Annotated in this window: 17 protein-coding genes; 8 read left to right on the top strand and 9 right to left on the bottom strand. The window is 69.4% G+C overall.

Annotation, left to right across the window (positions count from 1 at the left end):
* Positions 1–446: 446 nt before the first annotated feature.
* Positions 447–1,676 carry an esterase/lipase family protein gene (locus tag O3W51_RS08550; protein ID WP_138353191.1) on the bottom strand — a complete coding sequence of 410 codons (1,230 nt, stop codon included), beginning with the start codon at positions 1,674–1,676 and terminating at the stop codon, positions 447–449.
* Between the two features lie 252 nt (positions 1,677–1,928).
* Between O3W51_RS08550 and O3W51_RS08545 the strand changes: the two genes are divergently transcribed.
* Positions 1,929–2,282 carry a cytidine deaminase gene (locus tag O3W51_RS08545; RefSeq protein WP_138353192.1) on the top strand — a complete coding sequence of 118 codons (354 nt, stop codon included), beginning with the start codon at positions 1,929–1,931 and terminating at the stop codon, positions 2,280–2,282.
* 24 nt (positions 2,283–2,306) lie between these two features.
* Here the strand turns inward: O3W51_RS08545 and O3W51_RS08540 are convergent, their stop codons facing one another.
* Positions 2,307–2,645, bottom strand: a complete 339-nt coding sequence (locus O3W51_RS08540) for a P-II family nitrogen regulator (protein WP_138353193.1) — start codon at positions 2,643–2,645, stop codon at positions 2,307–2,309.
* The gene (locus O3W51_RS08535; RefSeq protein WP_269285008.1) at positions 2,642–3,970 is read right to left on the bottom strand and encodes an ammonium transporter; all 1,329 of its coding nucleotides are present in this window, start codon (positions 3,968–3,970) and stop codon (positions 2,642–2,644) included. The genes O3W51_RS08540 and O3W51_RS08535 overlap by 4 nt, the downstream gene beginning before the upstream one ends.
* 200 nt (positions 3,971–4,170) lie before the next feature.
* Between O3W51_RS08535 and era the strand changes: the two genes are divergently transcribed.
* Positions 4,171–5,121 (top strand): GTPase Era, encoded by a 951-nt coding sequence (gene era / locus O3W51_RS08530; RefSeq protein ID WP_138353195.1) that lies wholly within the window; start codon positions 4,171–4,173, stop codon positions 5,119–5,121.
* Between the two features lie 42 nt (positions 5,122–5,163).
* Here era and O3W51_RS08525 read toward each other — a convergent pair whose 3' ends face one another.
* Positions 5,164–5,430, bottom strand: a complete 267-nt coding sequence (locus O3W51_RS08525) for a protealysin inhibitor emfourin (protein ID WP_138353196.1) — start codon at positions 5,428–5,430, stop codon at positions 5,164–5,166.
* 47 nt (positions 5,431–5,477) lie between these two features.
* Positions 5,478–6,557, bottom strand: coding sequence for a M4 family metallopeptidase (locus tag O3W51_RS08520; protein ID WP_198357395.1), 1,080 nt, complete (start codon positions 6,555–6,557; stop codon positions 5,478–5,480).
* A 305-nt stretch (positions 6,558–6,862) separates the two neighbouring features.
* Here O3W51_RS08520 and leuA point away from each other — a divergent pair, with 305 nt between their 5' ends.
* From leuA to O3W51_RS08495, 5 genes are all read left to right on the top strand, one after another.
* Positions 6,863–8,632: a 2-isopropylmalate synthase gene (gene leuA, locus O3W51_RS08515; protein WP_381585325.1), complete on the top strand. Its 1,770-nt coding sequence runs from the start codon at positions 6,863–6,865 to the stop codon at positions 8,630–8,632.
* 376 nt (positions 8,633–9,008) lie between these two features.
* Complete coding sequence (locus tag O3W51_RS08510) at positions 9,009–9,776, top strand: TerB family tellurite resistance protein (RefSeq protein ID WP_138353199.1); 768 nt, start codon at positions 9,009–9,011, stop codon at positions 9,774–9,776.
* Between the two features lie 150 nt (positions 9,777–9,926).
* Positions 9,927–10,274: a hypothetical protein gene (locus O3W51_RS08505; protein WP_138353200.1), complete on the top strand. Its 348-nt coding sequence runs from the start codon at positions 9,927–9,929 to the stop codon at positions 10,272–10,274.
* Positions 10,275–10,385: 111 nt separating this feature from the next.
* Positions 10,386–11,132 carry a DNA repair protein RecO gene (gene recO, locus O3W51_RS08500; protein ID WP_138353201.1) on the top strand — a complete coding sequence of 249 codons (747 nt, stop codon included), beginning with the start codon at positions 10,386–10,388 and terminating at the stop codon, positions 11,130–11,132.
* Positions 11,133–11,195: 63 nt separating this feature from the next.
* A complete protein-coding gene (locus O3W51_RS08495) occupies positions 11,196–12,026 on the top strand; it encodes an isoprenyl transferase (RefSeq protein WP_138353202.1) in 831 nt (276 codons plus the stop codon).
* 98 nt (positions 12,027–12,124) lie between these two features.
* Here O3W51_RS08495 and O3W51_RS08490 read toward each other — a convergent pair whose 3' ends face one another.
* The 4 genes from O3W51_RS08490 to O3W51_RS08475 form a co-directional block, all read right to left on the bottom strand.
* Positions 12,125–12,550, bottom strand: coding sequence for a Fur family transcriptional regulator (locus O3W51_RS08490; protein ID WP_138353203.1), 426 nt, complete (start codon positions 12,548–12,550; stop codon positions 12,125–12,127).
* A 74-nt stretch (positions 12,551–12,624) separates the two neighbouring features.
* Complete coding sequence (locus tag O3W51_RS08485) at positions 12,625–13,518, bottom strand: metal ABC transporter permease (RefSeq protein ID WP_138353204.1); 894 nt, start codon at positions 13,516–13,518, stop codon at positions 12,625–12,627.
* Positions 13,518–14,303 (bottom strand): metal ABC transporter ATP-binding protein, encoded by a 786-nt coding sequence (locus O3W51_RS08480; protein ID WP_138353258.1) that lies wholly within the window; start codon positions 14,301–14,303, stop codon positions 13,518–13,520. Before O3W51_RS08480 ends, O3W51_RS08485 begins: the two co-directional genes overlap by 1 nt.
* A 50-nt stretch (positions 14,304–14,353) precedes the next feature.
* Complete coding sequence (locus tag O3W51_RS08475; RefSeq protein WP_269284998.1) at positions 14,354–15,337, bottom strand: metal ABC transporter substrate-binding protein; 984 nt, start codon at positions 15,335–15,337, stop codon at positions 14,354–14,356.
* Between the two features lie 141 nt (positions 15,338–15,478).
* Here O3W51_RS08475 and O3W51_RS08470 point away from each other — a divergent pair, with 141 nt between their 5' ends.
* Positions 15,479–16,861 (top strand): glycine--tRNA ligase, encoded by a 1,383-nt coding sequence (locus O3W51_RS08470; RefSeq protein WP_138353206.1) that lies wholly within the window; start codon positions 15,479–15,481, stop codon positions 16,859–16,861.
* The last annotated feature ends 89 nt before the right edge of the window (positions 16,862–16,950 follow it).

Genomic DNA, 16,950 nt, shown 5'->3' with positions numbered 1-16,950 from the left:
CACCCCGTGCGCCTGGATGTCGCCTGAGCAGTCCTCCGGCCACACACGGTGATCCACATCGGGCCCGAAGGCGCCCCCTGAACCCCATGGGTCATCTCTCGTCACACTCGCCCCATATTTCGGCGGGGAGAGTGGGCCGGAGCCCGGCCACGGCCAGAACCCGCCACCGTCAGGGCACCTCCGGCCCCGACCACCCACCACTCGGCCAGGGGAGCGAAGCGGACCGGTTCGCTTCGCATCACCGGGCCGCGCAGCGGGTCGGCTCACTGGCAGGCGCGCAGCGCCGGGGCCTCCCCCTCCGCCCGGTCAAGGCGCGAAGCGACGCAGAAGAGCACTCCGCATCGCTCGAACCCCAGCCACCCACCCCCCCGCACCCGCACACGTACACGAACACACGAGAGGGGGCCCGCCCATCGGGCGAGCCCCCAACCCCTCCCCCCGGAGGGCTACTTGTTGAGTTCCAGCTGGTCGATGATCCAGCTGCCCAGTTCCTCCGTCATGAGGGTGTGTTCCTCGTTCTGGGAGGCGCACAGGAACGCGTCGAGCTCGCTTTCCTGGGACGGGATCGCGCTGATGTCGGCGTAGAGGTCCTCGTGGGTGTCGATGTCGCGGATGGCGACGGCGCTGACGGCCGGGACGAAGGCGATCGAGCGGTAGTGGGCGGTGGCGGGCTGGTCGGCGCCGTTGAGTTCGTCGGCGGCGATGCCGAAGGATTCGAGGGTTCCGCCGGGAGCTCCGTCCATTTCGGGCAGCCCTGAGGTGTGGACCTCCTTGGCGGTCTGGAGGAACAGCTTGAGGTAGGCCACGAGTTGGTTCTCGGTGTCGTCCTGGAGGTACAGGGCGGTGTTCTTGAAGAGACCGCCGGTGATCTCCAGCGCCAGCTCACCGGCCGGGACGTCGTTGGGGGTGCCGGTACCGGAGCCGTTGGCGACGCCGATCTTGCGGATCCCGTTCGGGTTGAGGGGGCCGGTCGGCCACCATCCGTACTCCGCCAGCTTCGCGAGGAAGTCCGTACGGTTCTGGTGCTGGATGGGCTCCGCGGCGATGCTCGCCTTGTGCCGCCACATGAGTTCGGTGGCGGCCTCGCTGTTGATCATGTTCTGCATGCCGTCGCTGATCGGCGCCAGGAAGTGCGCCAGCCCCTGGAGGCTCAGCGGGATCCAGGCGCCCCGGTGCGGGCTGTCGTAGGAGATGTAGGTGCCGACCTCGTGGTTGCTGCCCTCGTGCTCCATCTTGGCGAGGGCGAACCGGGTGACGAGCCCGCCCATGCTGAACCCGCCGACCGTCATGAGGTCGCTCTTGTTCGCGCGCTGGTCCTTCGCGCGGTTGATACAGGAGATCGCGACCTCCGCGTTCTTCAGGATCGACGCGGACCGCTCGGCGTAGCCGAGGATGATCAAGTCATAGCCGCGGGCGCCCAGTTCGCGGACGAACGGGTACTCGCCGTGGTCCAGCCCTTCCCAGAACAGGAAGAGATTGCTCGGTCCCATCGAGAAGCCGTCGCTCAGGATGACGGGCTTCACCAGTTCCGTGTGGCCCTCGGCGTAGAACACCCAGGCGGTGCCGCCCTCGAACTCCCAGGTCTCGTCGACCACGGGCCCGACGTGCGGGTCGCCTGTCACGCGGGCGGTGGTGGCTCCCAGCGAGCCGAACGGTTGAACAGCAGGTCCGGTCATAGGTCGGTCCCCTCCTATGTGCCCCATGGGCCCGTGGGCCCCTCGTGCTGCCGGTGGCCGCCGGCGGTGTCCTCGGCGGCCACCGGGAACGTATCGCCGGGAGCGGAAGAAGTAATCCGAACATGACCGAACATCAGCAATAAGGCTAAAAGACGCTTATAGCGTGATCAGGTGGCCCATTAGGCCGTCTTGCGCACCGGGTTGGACCGCCGCCTCGGACACCGTCCTCGCGGGCGCTTTATGCTCGCCGGTATGAGCGATGCGACCCCGCTGGGGCCCGAGGACCTGAAGATCATCACCCTGGCGCGGTCCGCCCGGGCCCGCAACGGCGTGCCCGAGGGCGCGGCCGTACGCGACGAGACCGGCCGTACGTACGTCGCCGGCACCGTCGCGCTGGACTCGCTGAAGCTCAGCGCCCTGCAGACCGCCGTCGCCATGGCGGTCGCCAGCGGCGCGCAGTCCCTGGAGGCGGCGGCCGTCGTCACCGCCGCCGAGACCCCGGCCGGCGCCGACCGGGCCGCCGTCCGCGACCTCGGCGGACCGGAGACCCCGGTGCACCTGGCGGGCCCCGACGGGACGCTGCGCGTCACGGTCTCCGCGGGCTGACCGAAAGCCCCGGACGCACAGCGCTCAGAGCGCGTCGGGTCCGCGCTCGCCCGTGCGGACCCGTACCGCCGTCTCGACCGGCACCGACCAGACCTTGCCGTCGCCGATCTTGCCGGTGCGGGCGGCGTTCACGACCGCTTCGATGACGGCCTCGGCGTCGGCGTCCTCCACCAGGACCTCGATCCGGACCTTCGGCACCAGGTCGACGCGGTACTCGGCCCCCCGGTAGACCTCCGTGTGGCCGCGCTGGCGCCCGTAGCCGCTGGCCTCGGTGACGGTGAGGCCGTGGACGCCGAGCTCCAGGAGCGCCGTCTTCACCTCGTCCAGCTTGAACGGCTTGATGACGCCGGTGACCAGCTTCATTCGGCGGAGCTCCTGTTCTTGGCGTGGGCAAGGGCCTGGGCGAGAGCCGAGGCGTGCACGTGCGGGGCGCCCTGCGAGACGACGCCGTGATCGTATGCCGACTCCGCGTGCACGGTCAGGTCGAGGCCGGTGAGTTCGTCCTCCGCCGAGACCCGGAAGCCCATCAGCCGGTCGATGACCTTCCCGATCCCGTACGTGACGGTGAACGCGTACGCCCCGACGGCCGCCACCGCGACGGCCTGCCTGCCGAGCTGGCCGAGGCCGCCGTCGTAGAACAGGCCCTCGGGGCCGCCGGTCATGGTGGCGGTGGCGAGGAAGCCGATGAGCAGGGTTCCGACGATGCCGCCGATGAGGTGCACCCCGACCACGTCGAGGGAGTCGTCGTAGCCGAGCCGGAACTTCCAGCTGACGGCGAACGAGCAGAGCACCCCGGCGGCCAGGCCCACGACCAGCGCCCCCATCAGGTCCACCGACCCGCAGGCCGGGGTGATCGCGACCAGGCCGGCCACCGCACCGGACGCGGCACCCAGCGTCGTGGCGTGGCCGTCGCGGCGCTTCTCCACGCTCAGCCAGCCGAGCAGGCCTGCGCAGCCCGCGACCTGGGTGTTGAGGAACGCGGCCGCGGCCAGGCCGTTCGCGCCGAGTGCCGAGCCCGCGTTGAAGCCGAACCAGCCGAACCAGAGCAGCCCGGCGCCGAGCACCACCAGCGGAAGGTTGTGCGGCCGCATGGCCTCCTTGCGGAAGCCGAGCCGCGGGCCGTGGACCAGCGCCAGCGCCAGTCCCGAAGCGCCGGAGCAGACCTCGACGACGGTGCCGCCCGCGAAGTCCAGTGCGCCCAGTTTCGCCACGATCCAGCCACCGGTGCCGAAGACCCAGTGGGCCACCGGGACGTATACGAGAAGCGTCCAGACGAGCACGAACGCCACCCAGGCGCCGAACTTCGCGCGGTCGGCGATGGCGCCGCTGATCAGTGCGGCCGTGACGACGGCGAAGGTCAGCTGGAACGTGGCGAACAGCAGCGTCGGGACATGGCCCGTGACGCTCGTCGGGCCGATGTCGTGCATGCCCAGATGGTCCAGGCCGCCGATCAGCCCGAGGCCGCCGGCGTCCGGGCCGAAGGCGAGCGAATAGCCCGCGACCAGCCAGACCACCGTCACCAGCGCGATCGACACGAAGCTCATCATGAGCATGTTGAGGACGCTCTTCGTGCGGACCATTCCGCCGTAGAAGAGGGCCAGGCCCGGTGTCATCAGCAGGACGAGCGCGGTGGCGGCGAGCAGCCAGGCGGTGTCTCCGGAGTCGATTCCGGCCGACAGATACGGCACGAGGACTTCCCTTCCCGGGGCGGCGGGGGGTGGTGCACGGCGGTGGATGGACCCGAGCCTCACGGTCGGCGGTTTCCGGATGTGGGCAGACGTGTTTCCGCCGTGTTTCGTGTTGCGGAGGAGTTTCCGGCAGCTCACATCCGGCCGCCGCCCGGGTTCACGGGTGCCGGTGTGACCCGGGCCCGCCGCGATCGGGGAGAATGGGCCGCATGAGCGCCAGTCCCCAGTCCTCCGAGGCCGTCCACCGGTCCGGCTTCGCATGCTTCGTCGGCCGCCCCAACGCGGGCAAGTCGACCCTCACGAACGCTCTCGTCGGCATCAAGGTCGCCATCACCTCAAGCCGGCCGCAGACCACCCGGCACACGGTGCGCGGCATCGTGCACCGCCCTGACGCGCAGTTGATCCTCGTCGACACCCCTGGACTGCACAAGCCGCGCACGCTGCTGGGCGAGCGGCTCAACGACGTGGTCCGCTCGACCTGGGCCGAGGTCGACGTGATCGGTTTCTGTGTGCCGGCCGACCAGAAGCTCGGCCCCGGTGACAAGTACATCGCCAAGGAACTCGCCGGGGTCCGCAAGACCCCCAAGATCGCGATCGTCACCAAGACGGACCTGGTCGACGACAAGGTGCTCCGTGAGCAGCTGCTCGCGATCGCGGAGCTCGGCCGCGAGCTGGGCATCGAGTGGGCGGAGATCATCCCCGTCTCGGCCGTCGCGGATGTCCAGGTCGGCCTGCTCGCCGACCTGATCATCCCGCTGCTCCCGGAGGGCCCGCAGCTCTACGCGGACGGCGACCTCACCGACGAGCCCGAGCAGATCATGGTCGCGGAACTGATCCGCGAGGCCGCGCTCGAAGGCGTACGGGACGAGCTGCCGCACTCCATCGCGGTCGTCGTCGAGGAGATGATCCCGCGCGAGGACCGGCCGAAGGACAAGCCGCTGCTCGACATCCACGCCAACATCTACATCGAGCGGTCCAGCCAGAAGGGCATCATCATCGGCCCCAAGGGCGCCCGCCTCAAGGACGTCGGCACCAAGTCGCGCAAGCACATCGAGGCGCTGCTCGGCACGCCGGTCTTCCTCGATCTGCATGTGAAGATCGCCAAGGACTGGCAGCGCGACCCGAAGCAGCTGCGCAAGCTCGGGTTCTGACGGTCGTGGCCCCGAACGCCGGCCGGCGTTCGGGGCCACCCGTCACGCACCTTCCTTGAGCACCGTCTGGATCAGATCGCGCTGCGCGTCCGTCAGGTGCGGGTCCGCGCAGTGGACGGTGCGGCCGTCGACGGTGATCTCGTAGTGGAAACCGTCCGGCACCCCGCGGTCCGGCGCGGAACCGCCCTGCTCGACGGCCTCGAGGGCCACACCGTGCAGATGAGCGGCATCGGGCCGGCCGGTGGTGTCCAGCACGGCCCGACGCTCGATTCCGGCGAAGCCGCCGGAACGGATGACTTCAATGCGCACGGTGCTCCTCAGCCCTCGTGACCCCACGTGCCGTCCGGCCGTCAGGTCTAGCGCGGGAGGTCCGCGCCATTGCCCGTCGACGTCGGGACGCCGACCTGCGACCACGCCTTCAGTACGGCCTGGTGCGCCTCGCCTTCCCCGAACCGCGCCTGAGCGGCGGAGACGGTCAGCCGGGCGAACTCGGCGAACGTCGCCTTCGTGGAGATCTCCCCGCCGGTCAGCACGTCGTACCAGATCTGCCCGGCCTTCTCCCAGGCATACCCGCCGAGGGACTCGGCCACCAGGTAGAAGGCGTGGTTGGGGATGCCGGAGTTGATGTGCACGCCGCCGTTGTCACGGCCGGTCGTCACATACTGGTCCATGCTGCCGGGCTGCGGGTCCTTGCCGAGCTGGGGGTCGTCGTAGGCCGTGCCCGGCGCCCTCATCGAGCGCAGCGCGTCACCGTGGATGTTCGGGCCGAGCAGTCCGGCGCCGATGAGCCAGTCGGCCGTATCGGCCGTCTGCTGCAGTGAGTACTGCTTGATGAGCGAGCCGAACACGTCGGACATCGACTCGTTGAGCGCGCCCGACTGGCCGAAGTAGGTCAGGTTCGCCGTGTACTGGGTCACGCCGTGGGTCAGCTCGTGGCCGATCACGTCGATCGGCAGGGTGAAGTCGAGGAAGATCTCGCCGTCGCCGTCCCCGAACACCATCTGCTCACCGTTCCAGAAGGCGTTGTTGTACCCCTGGCTGTAGTGCACGGTCGCGTTGAGCGGCAGGCCCTGGTCGTCGATCGAGTGCCGTCCGTACGCCTTGAGGTACAGCTCGAAGGTGGCGCCGAGACCCGCGTGCGCGCGGTTGACGGTCTGGTCCTTGCTGTCCTTGTCGGCCTCGCCGCGGCACTTCCGGCCCGGGAGCGCCGTCTGGTGCTTGGCGTCGAAGATCGTGCGTTTCGGCTGGTCGGAGACGATCGCGCCGGCGATGGAAGGAGCGCCGATGACGGTGGTCAGCCGGCGGTGAGTGCGCTCGTAGGCATCCCGTTCCAGGGTGCGGCGGCCGAGATCGGAGAGTGCGCGGTCCTCGGACGTGGCCATCTTGTCGAGGACGTGCGGAGGAATGATCGTGCAGAAAGTAGGTGTCGCGTCCATGGCGGCAATGTGGCACGTGGCGACGGGACTGTCACTGCTTGCAACGATGATTACTGAAAAGGGACGGAAGATCATGTTTTTACTGGACAGAACCACTCGTCTTGCATACTGAGAGGGAGCGCGCTTCGGGTGCGATTTCCGAGCGGGCTCGGCTATGGTCGTCCACATCATGCGTTTCGGGCTGCTTCTCCTTAGCTGCCGCGGCGAGGGCCTGTAGTCGTAGGCCGACCCCCTCCCCGCGGAGTTCTGGCGTGCGCATCGCCGTCGGCCGTACTGGAGCCGGACCCATGAGGAGCCCACCGCAGATGTCCCAGAACCCCGCGAATTCCGTAGGCCGCCCCACGCCCATCACGGCGGCGAGCGTGCGCCAGCGCCCCACCTCGATGCCGATCCACAAGTACGCGCCCTACGACGCCGTCGACATCGCCGACCGCACCTGGCCGAACGCGCGGATCACCAAGGCGCCGCGCTGGCTCTCCACGGACCTGCGGGACGGCAACCAGGCCCTGATCGACCCGATGTCCCCGGCGCGCAAGCGGGCGATGTTCGATCTGCTGGTGAAGATGGGCTACAAGGAGATCGAGGTCGGTTTCCCGTCGTCCGGCGAGACCGACTTCGCGTTCGTGCGCTCCATCATCGAAGAGGGCGCGATCCCCGAGGACGTGACGATCTCCGTCCTGACGCAGGCCCGCGAGGAGCTGATCGAGCGGACCGTCGAGTCGCTGGTCGGCGCCCGCCAGGCCACCGTGCACCTGTACAACGCGACCGCGCCGGTCTTCCGCCGGGTGGTCTTCCGCGGCACCAAGGAGCAGGTCAAGGCCATCGCCGTGGACGGCACGCGGCTGGTCATGGAGTACGCGGAGAAGATCCTGGGCTCCGACACGGTCTTCGGCTACCAGTACAGCCCGGAGATCTTCACCGACACCGAGCTGGACTTCGCCCTGGAGGTCTGCGAGGGCGTCATGGACGTCTGGCAGCCGGAGGCCGGCCGCGAGATCATCCTGAACCTGCCGGCGACCGTCGAGCGCTCCGCCGCCAGCACGCACGCCGACCGCTTCGAGTGGATGTCGCGCAACCTGTCGCGCCGCGAGAACGTGTGCCTGTCGGTGCACCCGCACAACGACCGGGGCACCGCGGTGGCCGCCGCCGAGCTGGCGATCATGGCGGGTGCGGACCGGATCGAGGGCTGCCTGTTCGGGCAGGGCGAGCGCACCGGCAACGTCGACCTGGTCACCCTGGGCATGAACCTGTTCAGCCAGGGCGTGGACCCGGAGATCGACTTCTCGCAGATCGACGAGATCCGCCGCACCACCGAGTACTGCAACCAGATGGAGATCCACCCGCGCCACCCGTACGCGGGCGACCTGGTCTACACGTCCTTCTCCGGCTCCCACCAGGACGCCATCAAGAAGGGCTTCGAGGCGATGGAGGCCGACGCGGCCGCCGCCGGCAAGACCGTCGACGAGATCCCGTGGGCGGTCCCGTACCTGCCGATCGACCCGAAGGACGTCGGCCGCTCCTACGAGGCCGTCATCCGGGTCAACTCGCAGTCCGGCAAGGGCGGTATCGCGTACGTCCTGAAGAACGACCACAAGCTGGACCTGCCGCGCCGGATGCAGATCGAGTTCTCCAAGATCATTCAGACCAGGACCGACGACGTGGGCGGCGAGATCACGCCCGCCGAGATCTGGGCGTCCTTCCGCGACGAGTACCTGCCGACGACGGAGAACGCCTGGGGCCGCATCGAACTGCGCTCCGCCCAGGCCGAGACCACGACCGACGGCGGCGACGCGCTGACCGTGGAAGCCGTCGTGGACGGTGTCGCGACGGTGCTCAACGGTCGCGGCAACGGTCCGATCTCCGCGTTCTTCGACGCACTGTCCTCGGTGGGCATCGACGCGCGGCTGCTGGACTACACCGAGCACACGCTGAGCGAGGGCGCGAGCGCCCGGGCGGCGTCGTACATCGAGTGCGCGATCGACGGCAAGGTGCTGTGGGGCATCGGCATCGACCCCAACACCACGCGCGCCTCCCTGAAGGCGGTCGTCTCGGCCGTCAACCGGGCGGCCCGCTGAGTGACGCCTTCGGGTGAGTACATCCGTTCCTGAGCCCGTCCGGCCGGCTCGCGGACGAACTCCTACGGCAACGGCCGCGGCGGCCTTCACAGGCCCGCCGCGGCCGTTGGCGCGTCCGGGGACCTGGGCGGAACGGACCCCGGAACGTGCCCGGTACGCCCGGAAACCCCTGTCCTGTGCCCACCGGCCGCAGGGGTGCCGGCCAACAGCGAGATCACGTCAATCCTCTTCCCGGGCCGACCCGCTGTGACCTGCTACGACTCCGTGCGGAGGCGGCCGATCCGGAAATCCCCCCTTACGCGGTACTGACTGCGCGTCATTGGTGTGGCTAACATCACGGCAGCAGTAACGGCACCGTTGCCGAGGCGTTACGCACATGTGCGTGCCGGATCGGTGCGTACCGGGACGAAACGCCGGAGGGTGCAACGTGGTTCAGCTGCGAGGGCTGTGCTTCTGGGGTGTGCGCACCGCATGGCACACCGAGGACGACGGCGAGTTCTTCTGCCCCGACTGCGGTGGCGACCGTGCTTATCACCGGCGCAGCGGCACGCGGCGCCTCACCGTGCTCAACGTTCCCCTGCTGACGCGGGGACCGGCCGGTGTGGTCATCGAATGCAGCGGCTGCCACGGGCACTTCGGTGCCGAGACGCTCGACCACCCCACGACGGCCCGGTTCTCCGCGATGCTGCGCGACGCGGTCCACACCGTCGCACTCGCCGTGCTGACGGCGGGCGGGGCCACGGGCCGGCCGGCCCGGGAGGAAGCCGTGCGCGCGGTGCGCGCCGCCGGCTTCGCCGACTGCACGGAGGACCAGCTCCTCGGACTGCTGGCGGCGATCGTCGCCGACGCGGGCCGGTTCCCCGGCGCCGCCGACGCCCTCGGCCCCGACTCCTTCGCCGACGCCCTCGACGGCTGCGGCAGTTGGCTCTCCATCGAGCTCCACGAGGCCCTGGAGCCGCTCTCCGCGCACCTCGCGCCCCAGGGGCGCGAACGGATCCTGCTGCAGGGCGCGCGGATCGCCCTCGCCGACGGTCCCTACCTTCCCGCCGAGCGGGAGGCGCTGGTCGCGGTCGGCCGCTGTCTGTCGCTGCCCGCGGGGGACACCGACCGGCTCCTCGCCGAGGCCGCGGGCGCACCGTCCTGACACAGCCTCCGGATGCCGGGCGGCGCGCCCCCCCGGGCGCGGCCGTCCGGGTGACAGTGAATCGTTTCCGCAGGTCGGTGAGGTGCAACGCCGGCGCATCGACGGAAGGGCTCAGGCGTTCAGTACGCCTTCTCACAGGAGCCTGTCCCCATGCGCATTCGTCATTCGGTCGCCGCGTCCCTCGGCGCCCTCGCCCTCGTCCTGACCCTGTCCGCCCCGGCGGACGCGGCCGACGGGACCTTCGTCTACACGTACTCCGGCCTGGACGGCAGCCCACAGTCGGCCACCCTGGACAACCCGCCGAACCGGGAGTGCATCACCCTCCCCGAGGTCGCCGACCCGTCGTCGAGCTCGCCCGCGCACTCTCCGCTGAACCGCACCGACGCCACCGCCGTCGTCTTCACCGACCCCGGCTGCGAGGGTGACTCCTACCGGCTGCGGCCCTTCACCGGCCACGGCTCCGAGCGGCTGAAGCTGCGCTCCGTCCTGTTCGTCTGACCGTCCTGCTGCGCCCCGGTACGAGCCGCTCGGAGCCCGTACCGGGGCACAGCGGTCGCTGCACGGGCCAGGGTGCCCGGAGGCCCCTTCCCGTACGGGACAATGGGCCGTATGAGTCTGTTCCGCGACGACGGCATCGTGCTGCGCACCCAGAAGCTGGGTGAGGCGGACCGGATCATCACGCTGCTCACCCGCAGACACGGGCGGGTGCGGGCGGTGGCCCGTGGGGTCCGCCGCACGAAATCGAAGTTCGGGGCGCGGCTGGAACCGTTCAGCCATGTCGACGTGCAGTTGTTCGCGCGGGGCGGGGAACTCGTCGGACGCGGGCTGCCGTTGTGCACACAGGGTGAGACGATCGCTCCGTACGGTAGCGCCATCGCGGCCGACTACGACCGCTACACCGCCGGCACGGCGATGCTGGAGACGGCGGAACGGTTCACCGACCACGAGGGCGAACCGGCCGTCCAGCAGTACCTGCTCCTCGTCGGCGCCCTGCGCACCCTGGCGGCGGGCGAGCACCAGCCACGGCTGATCCTCGACGCGTTCCTGCTGCGCTCACTGGCCGTGAACGGCTATGCGCCCAGCTTCGACAACTGTGCCAAATGCGGTATGGACGGGCCGAATCGGTTCTTTTCGGTAGGGGCGGGAGGAGTCGTCTGCGCCGAGTGCCGTGTGCCGGGAAGCGTCGTACCCTCACGGGAGTCCCTGGAACTGCTCGGCGCGCTGCTGGGCGGGGACTGGGAGACGGCGGACGCCTGCGAGCCGCACTTCTGCCGGGAGGGCAGCGGGCTGGTCGCGGCGTATCTGCAGTGGCACCTGGAGCGTGGGCTGCGGTCGCTGAAGTTCGTCGAGAAGTAGCGCGCGGCAGCGCGCGGTGGACCGAGCAGTACGCAGTACCGAGATGTAGGAGAGGCAACGCGCATGGCACGTCGCGGGATTCTGGGCCGTTCCCGACCGGAGTACCGGACTCCGGACCCACACCCGTCCGGTGCGGTGCCCCCGAAGATCCCGGGGGAGCTGGTGCCGCAGCACGTCGCCATCGTCATGGACGGCAACGGCCGCTGGGCGAAGGAGCGCGGCCTGCCGCGCACCGAGGGCCACAAGGTCGGCGAGTCCGTCGTCCTCGACGTCCTCAAGGGCAGCATCGAGCTGGGCGTCAAGAACCTCTCCCTGTACGCCTTCTCGACCGAGAACTGGAAGCGCTCGCCCGACGAGGTGCGCTTCCTGATGAACTTCAACCGGGACGTCATCCGCCGCCGCCGCGACGAGATGGACGAGCTCGGCATCCGCATCCGCTGGGTGGGCCGGATGCCCAAGCTGTGGAAGTCCGTCGTCCAGGAGCTCCAGGTCGCCCAGGAGCAGACGAAGGACAACGACGCCATGACGCTGTACTTCTGCGTCAACTACGGCGGCCGAGCGGAGATCGCGGACGCGGCCGCCGCCATGGCGGCGGACGTGAAGGCCGGCAAGCTCGACCCCTCCAAGGTCAACGAGAAGACCTTCGCGAAGTACCTGTACTACCCGGACATGCCGGACGTGGACCTCTTCATCCGCCCCTCCGGCGAGCAGCGCACCTCCAACTTCCTGCTCTGGCAGACCGCCTACGCCGAGATGGTCTTCCAGGACGTCCTGTGGCCCGACTTCGACCGCCGCGACCTCTGGCGCGCCTGCCACGAATTCGCCTCCCGCGACCGCCGCTTCGGCGGCGCCCTCCCGAACGACCTCGTCCCGGACGCCGATAAGCGCGGCTGAGCAGGGCGTGCGTCGCGGCTGAGCACAAAAGCCGATGGTCCGCCGCCTACCCGCGGCGGACCATCGGCTTTGCTATGACGTGCGGGACCGCGCAGCGGTCAGGCGTCCTTCGGGGGAGCCGCGGTGGCGCATTCGGCGCAGGTGCCGAAGATCTCCACCGTGTGGGCGACGTTGACGAAGCCGTGGTCGGTGGCGATGGCCTCGGCCCACTTCTCGACGGCCGGGCCCTCGACCTCGACGGCCTTGCCGCACATGCGGCAGACGAGGTGGTGGTGGTGGCCGTCGGAGCAGCGGCGGTAGACGGACTCGCCGTCGTCCGTGCGCAGCACGTCGACCTCGCCGGCGTCGGCGAGGGACTGCAGCGTGCGGTAGACGGTGGTGAGGCCGACGGAGTCGCCGCGGTGCTTGAGAAGGTCGTGGAGGTCCTGGGCGCTGCGGAATTCCTCGACCTCGTCGAGCGCGGCGGCGACGGCAGCGCGCTGCCGGGTCGATCGGCCCTGCACGGGGGGCTTGGTGGTCGTCACCGACGCCTCCTTCTCGGTCGTCACCGTCACCGTCCAGATGTCCGGTCGGTCGTCATTGTGTCAGGCCACAGGGCCTAAACCCGAACGTCGTCCTGGGGGACGCGCGCGGCGGGTACCTCCAGGGTGCACCGTTCCGCGGCGGCAGCGGAACCTCGGGCCCGTTTTCTTGCGAGCGGACCGGCGAGCAGGGCCAGGGCGATGAAGATGGCGATGGCCAGCAGAACGATCGTCGGTCCCGACGGAACGTCCACGTAGAACGACGTGACGGCTCCGGAGAGCGACACCGTCACACCGATGAGGACGGCCAGGGCGAACGTCATCGCGAAGCTGCGGGAGAGCTGCTGGGCCGCGGCGACCGGGACGACCATGAGGGCGCTGACGAGCAGCAGGCCGACGACGCGCATCGCGACGGTGACGGTGACGGCGGCGGTGACCGCCACGAGCAGGTTCAGCAGCCGGACCGGCAGCCCCGTGACGCGGGCGAACTCCTCGTCCTGGCAGATCGCGAAGAGCTGCCGGCGCAGCCCGACTGTGACGAGCACCACGAACGCGGCGAGCACGCAGATGGTCGTGACGTCCTGCGGTGAGACGGTGTTGAGCGAGCCGAAGAGGTACGTGACGAGGTTCGCGTTGGAGCCCGTGTCGGACATGCTCATCAGCATCACGCCGCCGGCCATGCCGCCGTAGAACAGCATCGCTAGAGCGATGTCGCCGTGCGTCTTGCCGTACCAGCGGATCAGCTCGATGGCGACGGAGCCGACGACGGCCACGGCGGTGGCCATCCAGATGGGGCTGGCGTTGAGCAGGAAACCCAGGCCGACGCCGGTCATCGCGACATGGCCGATGCCGTCGCCCATCAGCGCCTGGCGGCGCTGGACGAGGTAGATGCCGATGGCGGGGGCGGTGATGCCGACCAGGACGGCCGCGATCAGGGCCCGCTGCATGAAGGCGTAGTCGAGGATGTCCATCAGCTCAGCAGCCCCGTCCTGATCGGTTCGGCGTCGTGTGCGGCGTGCGGGTGCACATGGTCGTGGCCGGGCAGCGCGTGCTGGCCGACGGCGCGCGGCGGCGGTCCGTCGTGGACGACGCAGCCGTCCCGCAGTACCACCGCGCGGTCGATCAGCGGCTCCAGCGGCCCGAGCTCGTGCAGGACGAGCAGCACGGTGGCGCCGCCCGCGACCTGCTCGCGCAGGGTGCCGGCCAGGATCTCCTGGCTGGCGACGTCCACGCCCGCCATCGGCTCGTCCATGATCAGCAGTTCGGGCTCCACGGCCAGCGCGCGGGCGATGAGCACCCGCTGGTGCTGCCCGCCGGACAGCGCGTTGACGGAGTCCCTGGCGCGGTCGGCCATACCGACCAGCTCCAGCGCCCGGTCGACCGCCGCGCGGTCGGCCCGGCCGAGCGGCCGCAGCCGGGTACGGGCCAGCCGGCCGGCGGAGACGACCTCGCGGACGGTCGCCGGCACGCCGCTCGCGGCGGTGGTGCGCTGCGGGACGTAGCCGATCCTGGCCCAGTCGCGGAAGCGCTTGAGCGGGGTGCCGAACAGCTCGAGACGGCCCTCGCTGAGCGGCACCTGGCCGACGACGGCGCGGACCGCCGTCGATTTGCCCGAGCCGTTCGCGCCGAGCAGCGCGACGACCTCGCCGCGGCCGACCGCCAGGTCCACCCCGCGCAGTACGGGCCGGGATCCGAGCGAGGCCGTCGCCCCGCGCAGGGATATGACCGGGACCGGCTCCCTGTCCGCCTCCGTCATGCCTGCCTCCTTCACCAGGTGCTCCGTCATCTGCTCGGTCATCGCGTCCTTCACTTGCTGCCGAGTGCCGTCTGCAGAGCCTTGAGGTTGCTCTGCTGGACCTCGAAGTAGTCGGTGCCCTTGGACTTGTCGGTGATGCCCTCGAGGGGGTCCAGTACATCGGTCTTCAGCTTCAGGTCGCCGGCCAGGGTCTTGGCGGTGGCGTTGCTGGCGAGCGTCTCGAAGAAGACCGTCGAGACGTGGTGCTTCGCGGAGAGCTGCTGCAGAGCCTTGATGCGGGCGCCGCTGGGCTCGGCCTCGGGGTCGATGCCGCCGATGGCCTCCTCGACCAGGCCGTAGCGCTCGGCGAGGTAGCCGAAGGCCGCGTGGGTGGTGATGAAGGTGTCGGAGGCGCGGTTCTTGAGACCGTCCTTGAACTGGTTGTTCAGCGCGTCCAACTTCTTGACCAGCACGTCCGTGTTCTTCTGGTACGTGGCGGCGTTGTCCGGGTCGGCCTTGGCGAGCGTGGCGTTGACGCCCTTGGCGACCTCGGCGTACTTCACCGGGTCGAGCCAGATGTGCGGGTCAGCGCCGGCCTCGCCCTCGCCCTCGCCCTCGCCCTCGCCGGAGTGGTTGTCGCCGGTGGTGTGCGCATGGCCGTCGACCTCGGTGCCGTGCTCCTCGAGCGTGGTCAGCGAGGCGGCGTCGGCGGTGTTCTTCACACCGGACTGCTTGACGGCCTCGTCGACGGCGGGCTGCAGGCCCTTGAGATAGACGATCACGTCGGCCTTGCCGAGGGCGGCGGTCTGCCGCGGGGTGAGCTCCAGATCGTGCGGCTCGACGCCCGGCTTGGTGAGCGCCGTCACGGCGACGTGGTCGCCGCCGATCTCCTTCGCCAGGAATTCCATGGGGTAGAAGGACGCCGTGACCTTCAGTTTCCCGCTGCTCCCCACGCCGTCCGCGGCGTCCGAAGCCGAGCAGGCACTCAGTGTGAGCAGGCCCAGGGCGGCGGTTCCGGCGACGGCGGCGGGTATCAGACGGTGGCGTTTGTTCATGACACTCATTTTCATCTGAAGTGGAAACGATTGTCAATTGCCCTCGATCCCTGGAGTTCCGCCGGAACCGATTTGATATGGGGACAGGGCCCGCCGGTAACCTGGGGCAACTGACCGCTTCGTCGTACTGAAGAGAGCACCGTGGCCGCCGACAAGATCGACACCATCGTCAGCCTGAGCAAGCGCCGAGGCTTCGTATTCCCGTGCAGTGAGATCTACGGCGGCTCGCGGGCCGCCTGGGACTACGGGCCGCTCGGCGTCGAGCTCAAGGAGAACATCAAGCGCCAGTGGTGGCGCTCCATGGTCACCTCGCGCGACGACGTTGTCGGACTCGACTCGTCGGTCATCCTGGCGCGCGAGGTCTGGGAGGCGTCCGGCCACGTCGCGACGTTCTCGGACCCGCTGACCGAGTGCACCTCCTGTCACAAGCGCTACCGCGCGGACCACCTGGAGGAGGCGTACGAGTCCAAGCACGGCCGTCCGCCGGCCAACGGTCTCGCCGACATCAACTGCCCGAACTGCGGCAACAAGGGCGCCTTCACGGAGCCCAAGCAGTTCTCCGGCATGCTGCAGACGCACCTCGGCCCGACCCAGGACGCGGGCTCCGTCGCGTACCTGCGGCCGGAGACCGCCCAGGGCATCTTCACCAACTTCGCCCAGGTGCAGACGACCTCGCGCAAGAAGCCGCCGTTCGGTATCGCCCAGACCGGCAAGAGCTTCCGCAACGAGATCACGCCCGGCAACTTCATCTTCAGGACCCGTGAGTTCGAGCAGATGGAGATGGAGTTCTTCGTCAAGCCGGGCGAGGACGAGCAGTGGCACGAGTACTGGATGGAGCAGCGCTGGAACTGGTACACCGGCCTGGGCCTCAACCCGGACAACATGCGCTGGTTCGAGCACGCCAAGGAGAAGCTGTCCCACTACTCGAAGCGCACCACTGACATCGAGTACCGCTTCAACTTCGGCGGCAACGAGTTCTCCGAGCTGGAGGGTGTGGCCAACCGCACCGACTTCGACCTCAAGGCGCACTCCGAGGCCTCCGGCCAGGACCTCTCGTACTTCGACCAGGAGGCCGGCGAGCGCTGGTTCCCGTACGTCATCGAGCCGGCGGCGGGCGTGAACCGCGCCATGCTCGCCTTCATGCTCGACGCGTACAACGAGGACGAGGCGCCCAACGCCAAGGGCGTCATGGAGAAGCGCACGGTCATGCGCCTCGACCCGCGCCTGGCGCCGGTCAAGGTCGCCGTCCTGCCGCTGTCCCGCAACCCGCAGCTCTCGCCGAAGGCCAAGGGCCTGGCGACCGACCTGCGGAAGAACTGGAACATCGAGTTCGACGACGCGGGTGCCATCGGCCGCCGCTACCGTCGTCAGGACGAGATCGGTACGCCGTTCTGCGTCACCGTCGACTTCGACACCCTCGACGACAACGCGGTGACGGTGCGCGAGCGCGACACCATGAAGCAGGAGCGCGTGTCGCTGGACCAGATCCAGTCGTACCTGGGTGGCCGACTGCTCGGCTGCTAGGGCGGGTTGCACAAGGTTCGCCGCAAACGCCGGCGGGGCTGGAAATTCCAGCCCCGCCGGCGTTTGCGTTTGCGTGTGCGGACGCATGA

The sequence above is a fragment of the Streptomyces sp. H39-C1 genome (assembly GCF_027158125.1).
Taxonomy (GTDB): domain Bacteria; phylum Actinomycetota; class Actinomycetes; order Streptomycetales; family Streptomycetaceae; genus Actinacidiphila; species Actinacidiphila fildesensis.
This window is presented reverse-complemented; position numbering and strand designations above follow the sequence as displayed.

Bases quoted from the DNA above. Each gene is read 5' to 3' on its own strand.
- O3W51_RS08540 (WP_138353193.1), bottom strand. From the start codon at position 2,645: ATGAAGCTGGTCACCGGCGTCATCAAGCCGTTCAAGCTGGACGAGGTG.
- leuA (WP_381585325.1), top strand. From the start codon at position 6,863: ATGTCCCAGAACCCCGCGAATTCCGTAGGCCGCCCCACGCCCATCACG.
- O3W51_RS08520 (WP_198357395.1), bottom strand. From the start codon at position 6,557: ATGGACGCGACACCTACTTTCTGCACGATCATTCCTCCGCACGTCCTC.
- O3W51_RS08510 (WP_138353199.1), top strand. From the start codon at position 9,009: ATGTGCGTGCCGGATCGGTGCGTACCGGGACGAAACGCCGGAGGGTGC.
- O3W51_RS08485 (WP_138353204.1), bottom strand. From the start codon at position 13,518: ATGGACATCCTCGACTACGCCTTCATGCAGCGGGCCCTGATCGCGGCC.
- recO (WP_138353201.1), top strand. From the start codon at position 10,386: ATGAGTCTGTTCCGCGACGACGGCATCGTGCTGCGCACCCAGAAGCTG.
- era (WP_138353195.1), top strand. From the start codon at position 4,171: ATGGGCCGCATGAGCGCCAGTCCCCAGTCCTCCGAGGCCGTCCACCGG.
- O3W51_RS08505 (WP_138353200.1), top strand. From the start codon at position 9,927: ATGCGCATTCGTCATTCGGTCGCCGCGTCCCTCGGCGCCCTCGCCCTC.
- O3W51_RS08495 (WP_138353202.1), top strand. From the start codon at position 11,196: ATGGCACGTCGCGGGATTCTGGGCCGTTCCCGACCGGAGTACCGGACT.
- O3W51_RS08480 (WP_138353258.1), bottom strand. From the start codon at position 14,303: ATGACGGAGGCGGACAGGGAGCCGGTCCCGGTCATATCCCTGCGCGGG.
- O3W51_RS08475 (WP_269284998.1), bottom strand. From the start codon at position 15,337: ATGAACAAACGCCACCGTCTGATACCCGCCGCCGTCGCCGGAACCGCC.
- O3W51_RS08545 (WP_138353192.1), top strand. From the start codon at position 1,929: ATGAGCGATGCGACCCCGCTGGGGCCCGAGGACCTGAAGATCATCACC.
- O3W51_RS08550 (WP_138353191.1), bottom strand. From the start codon at position 1,676: ATGACCGGACCTGCTGTTCAACCGTTCGGCTCGCTGGGAGCCACCACC.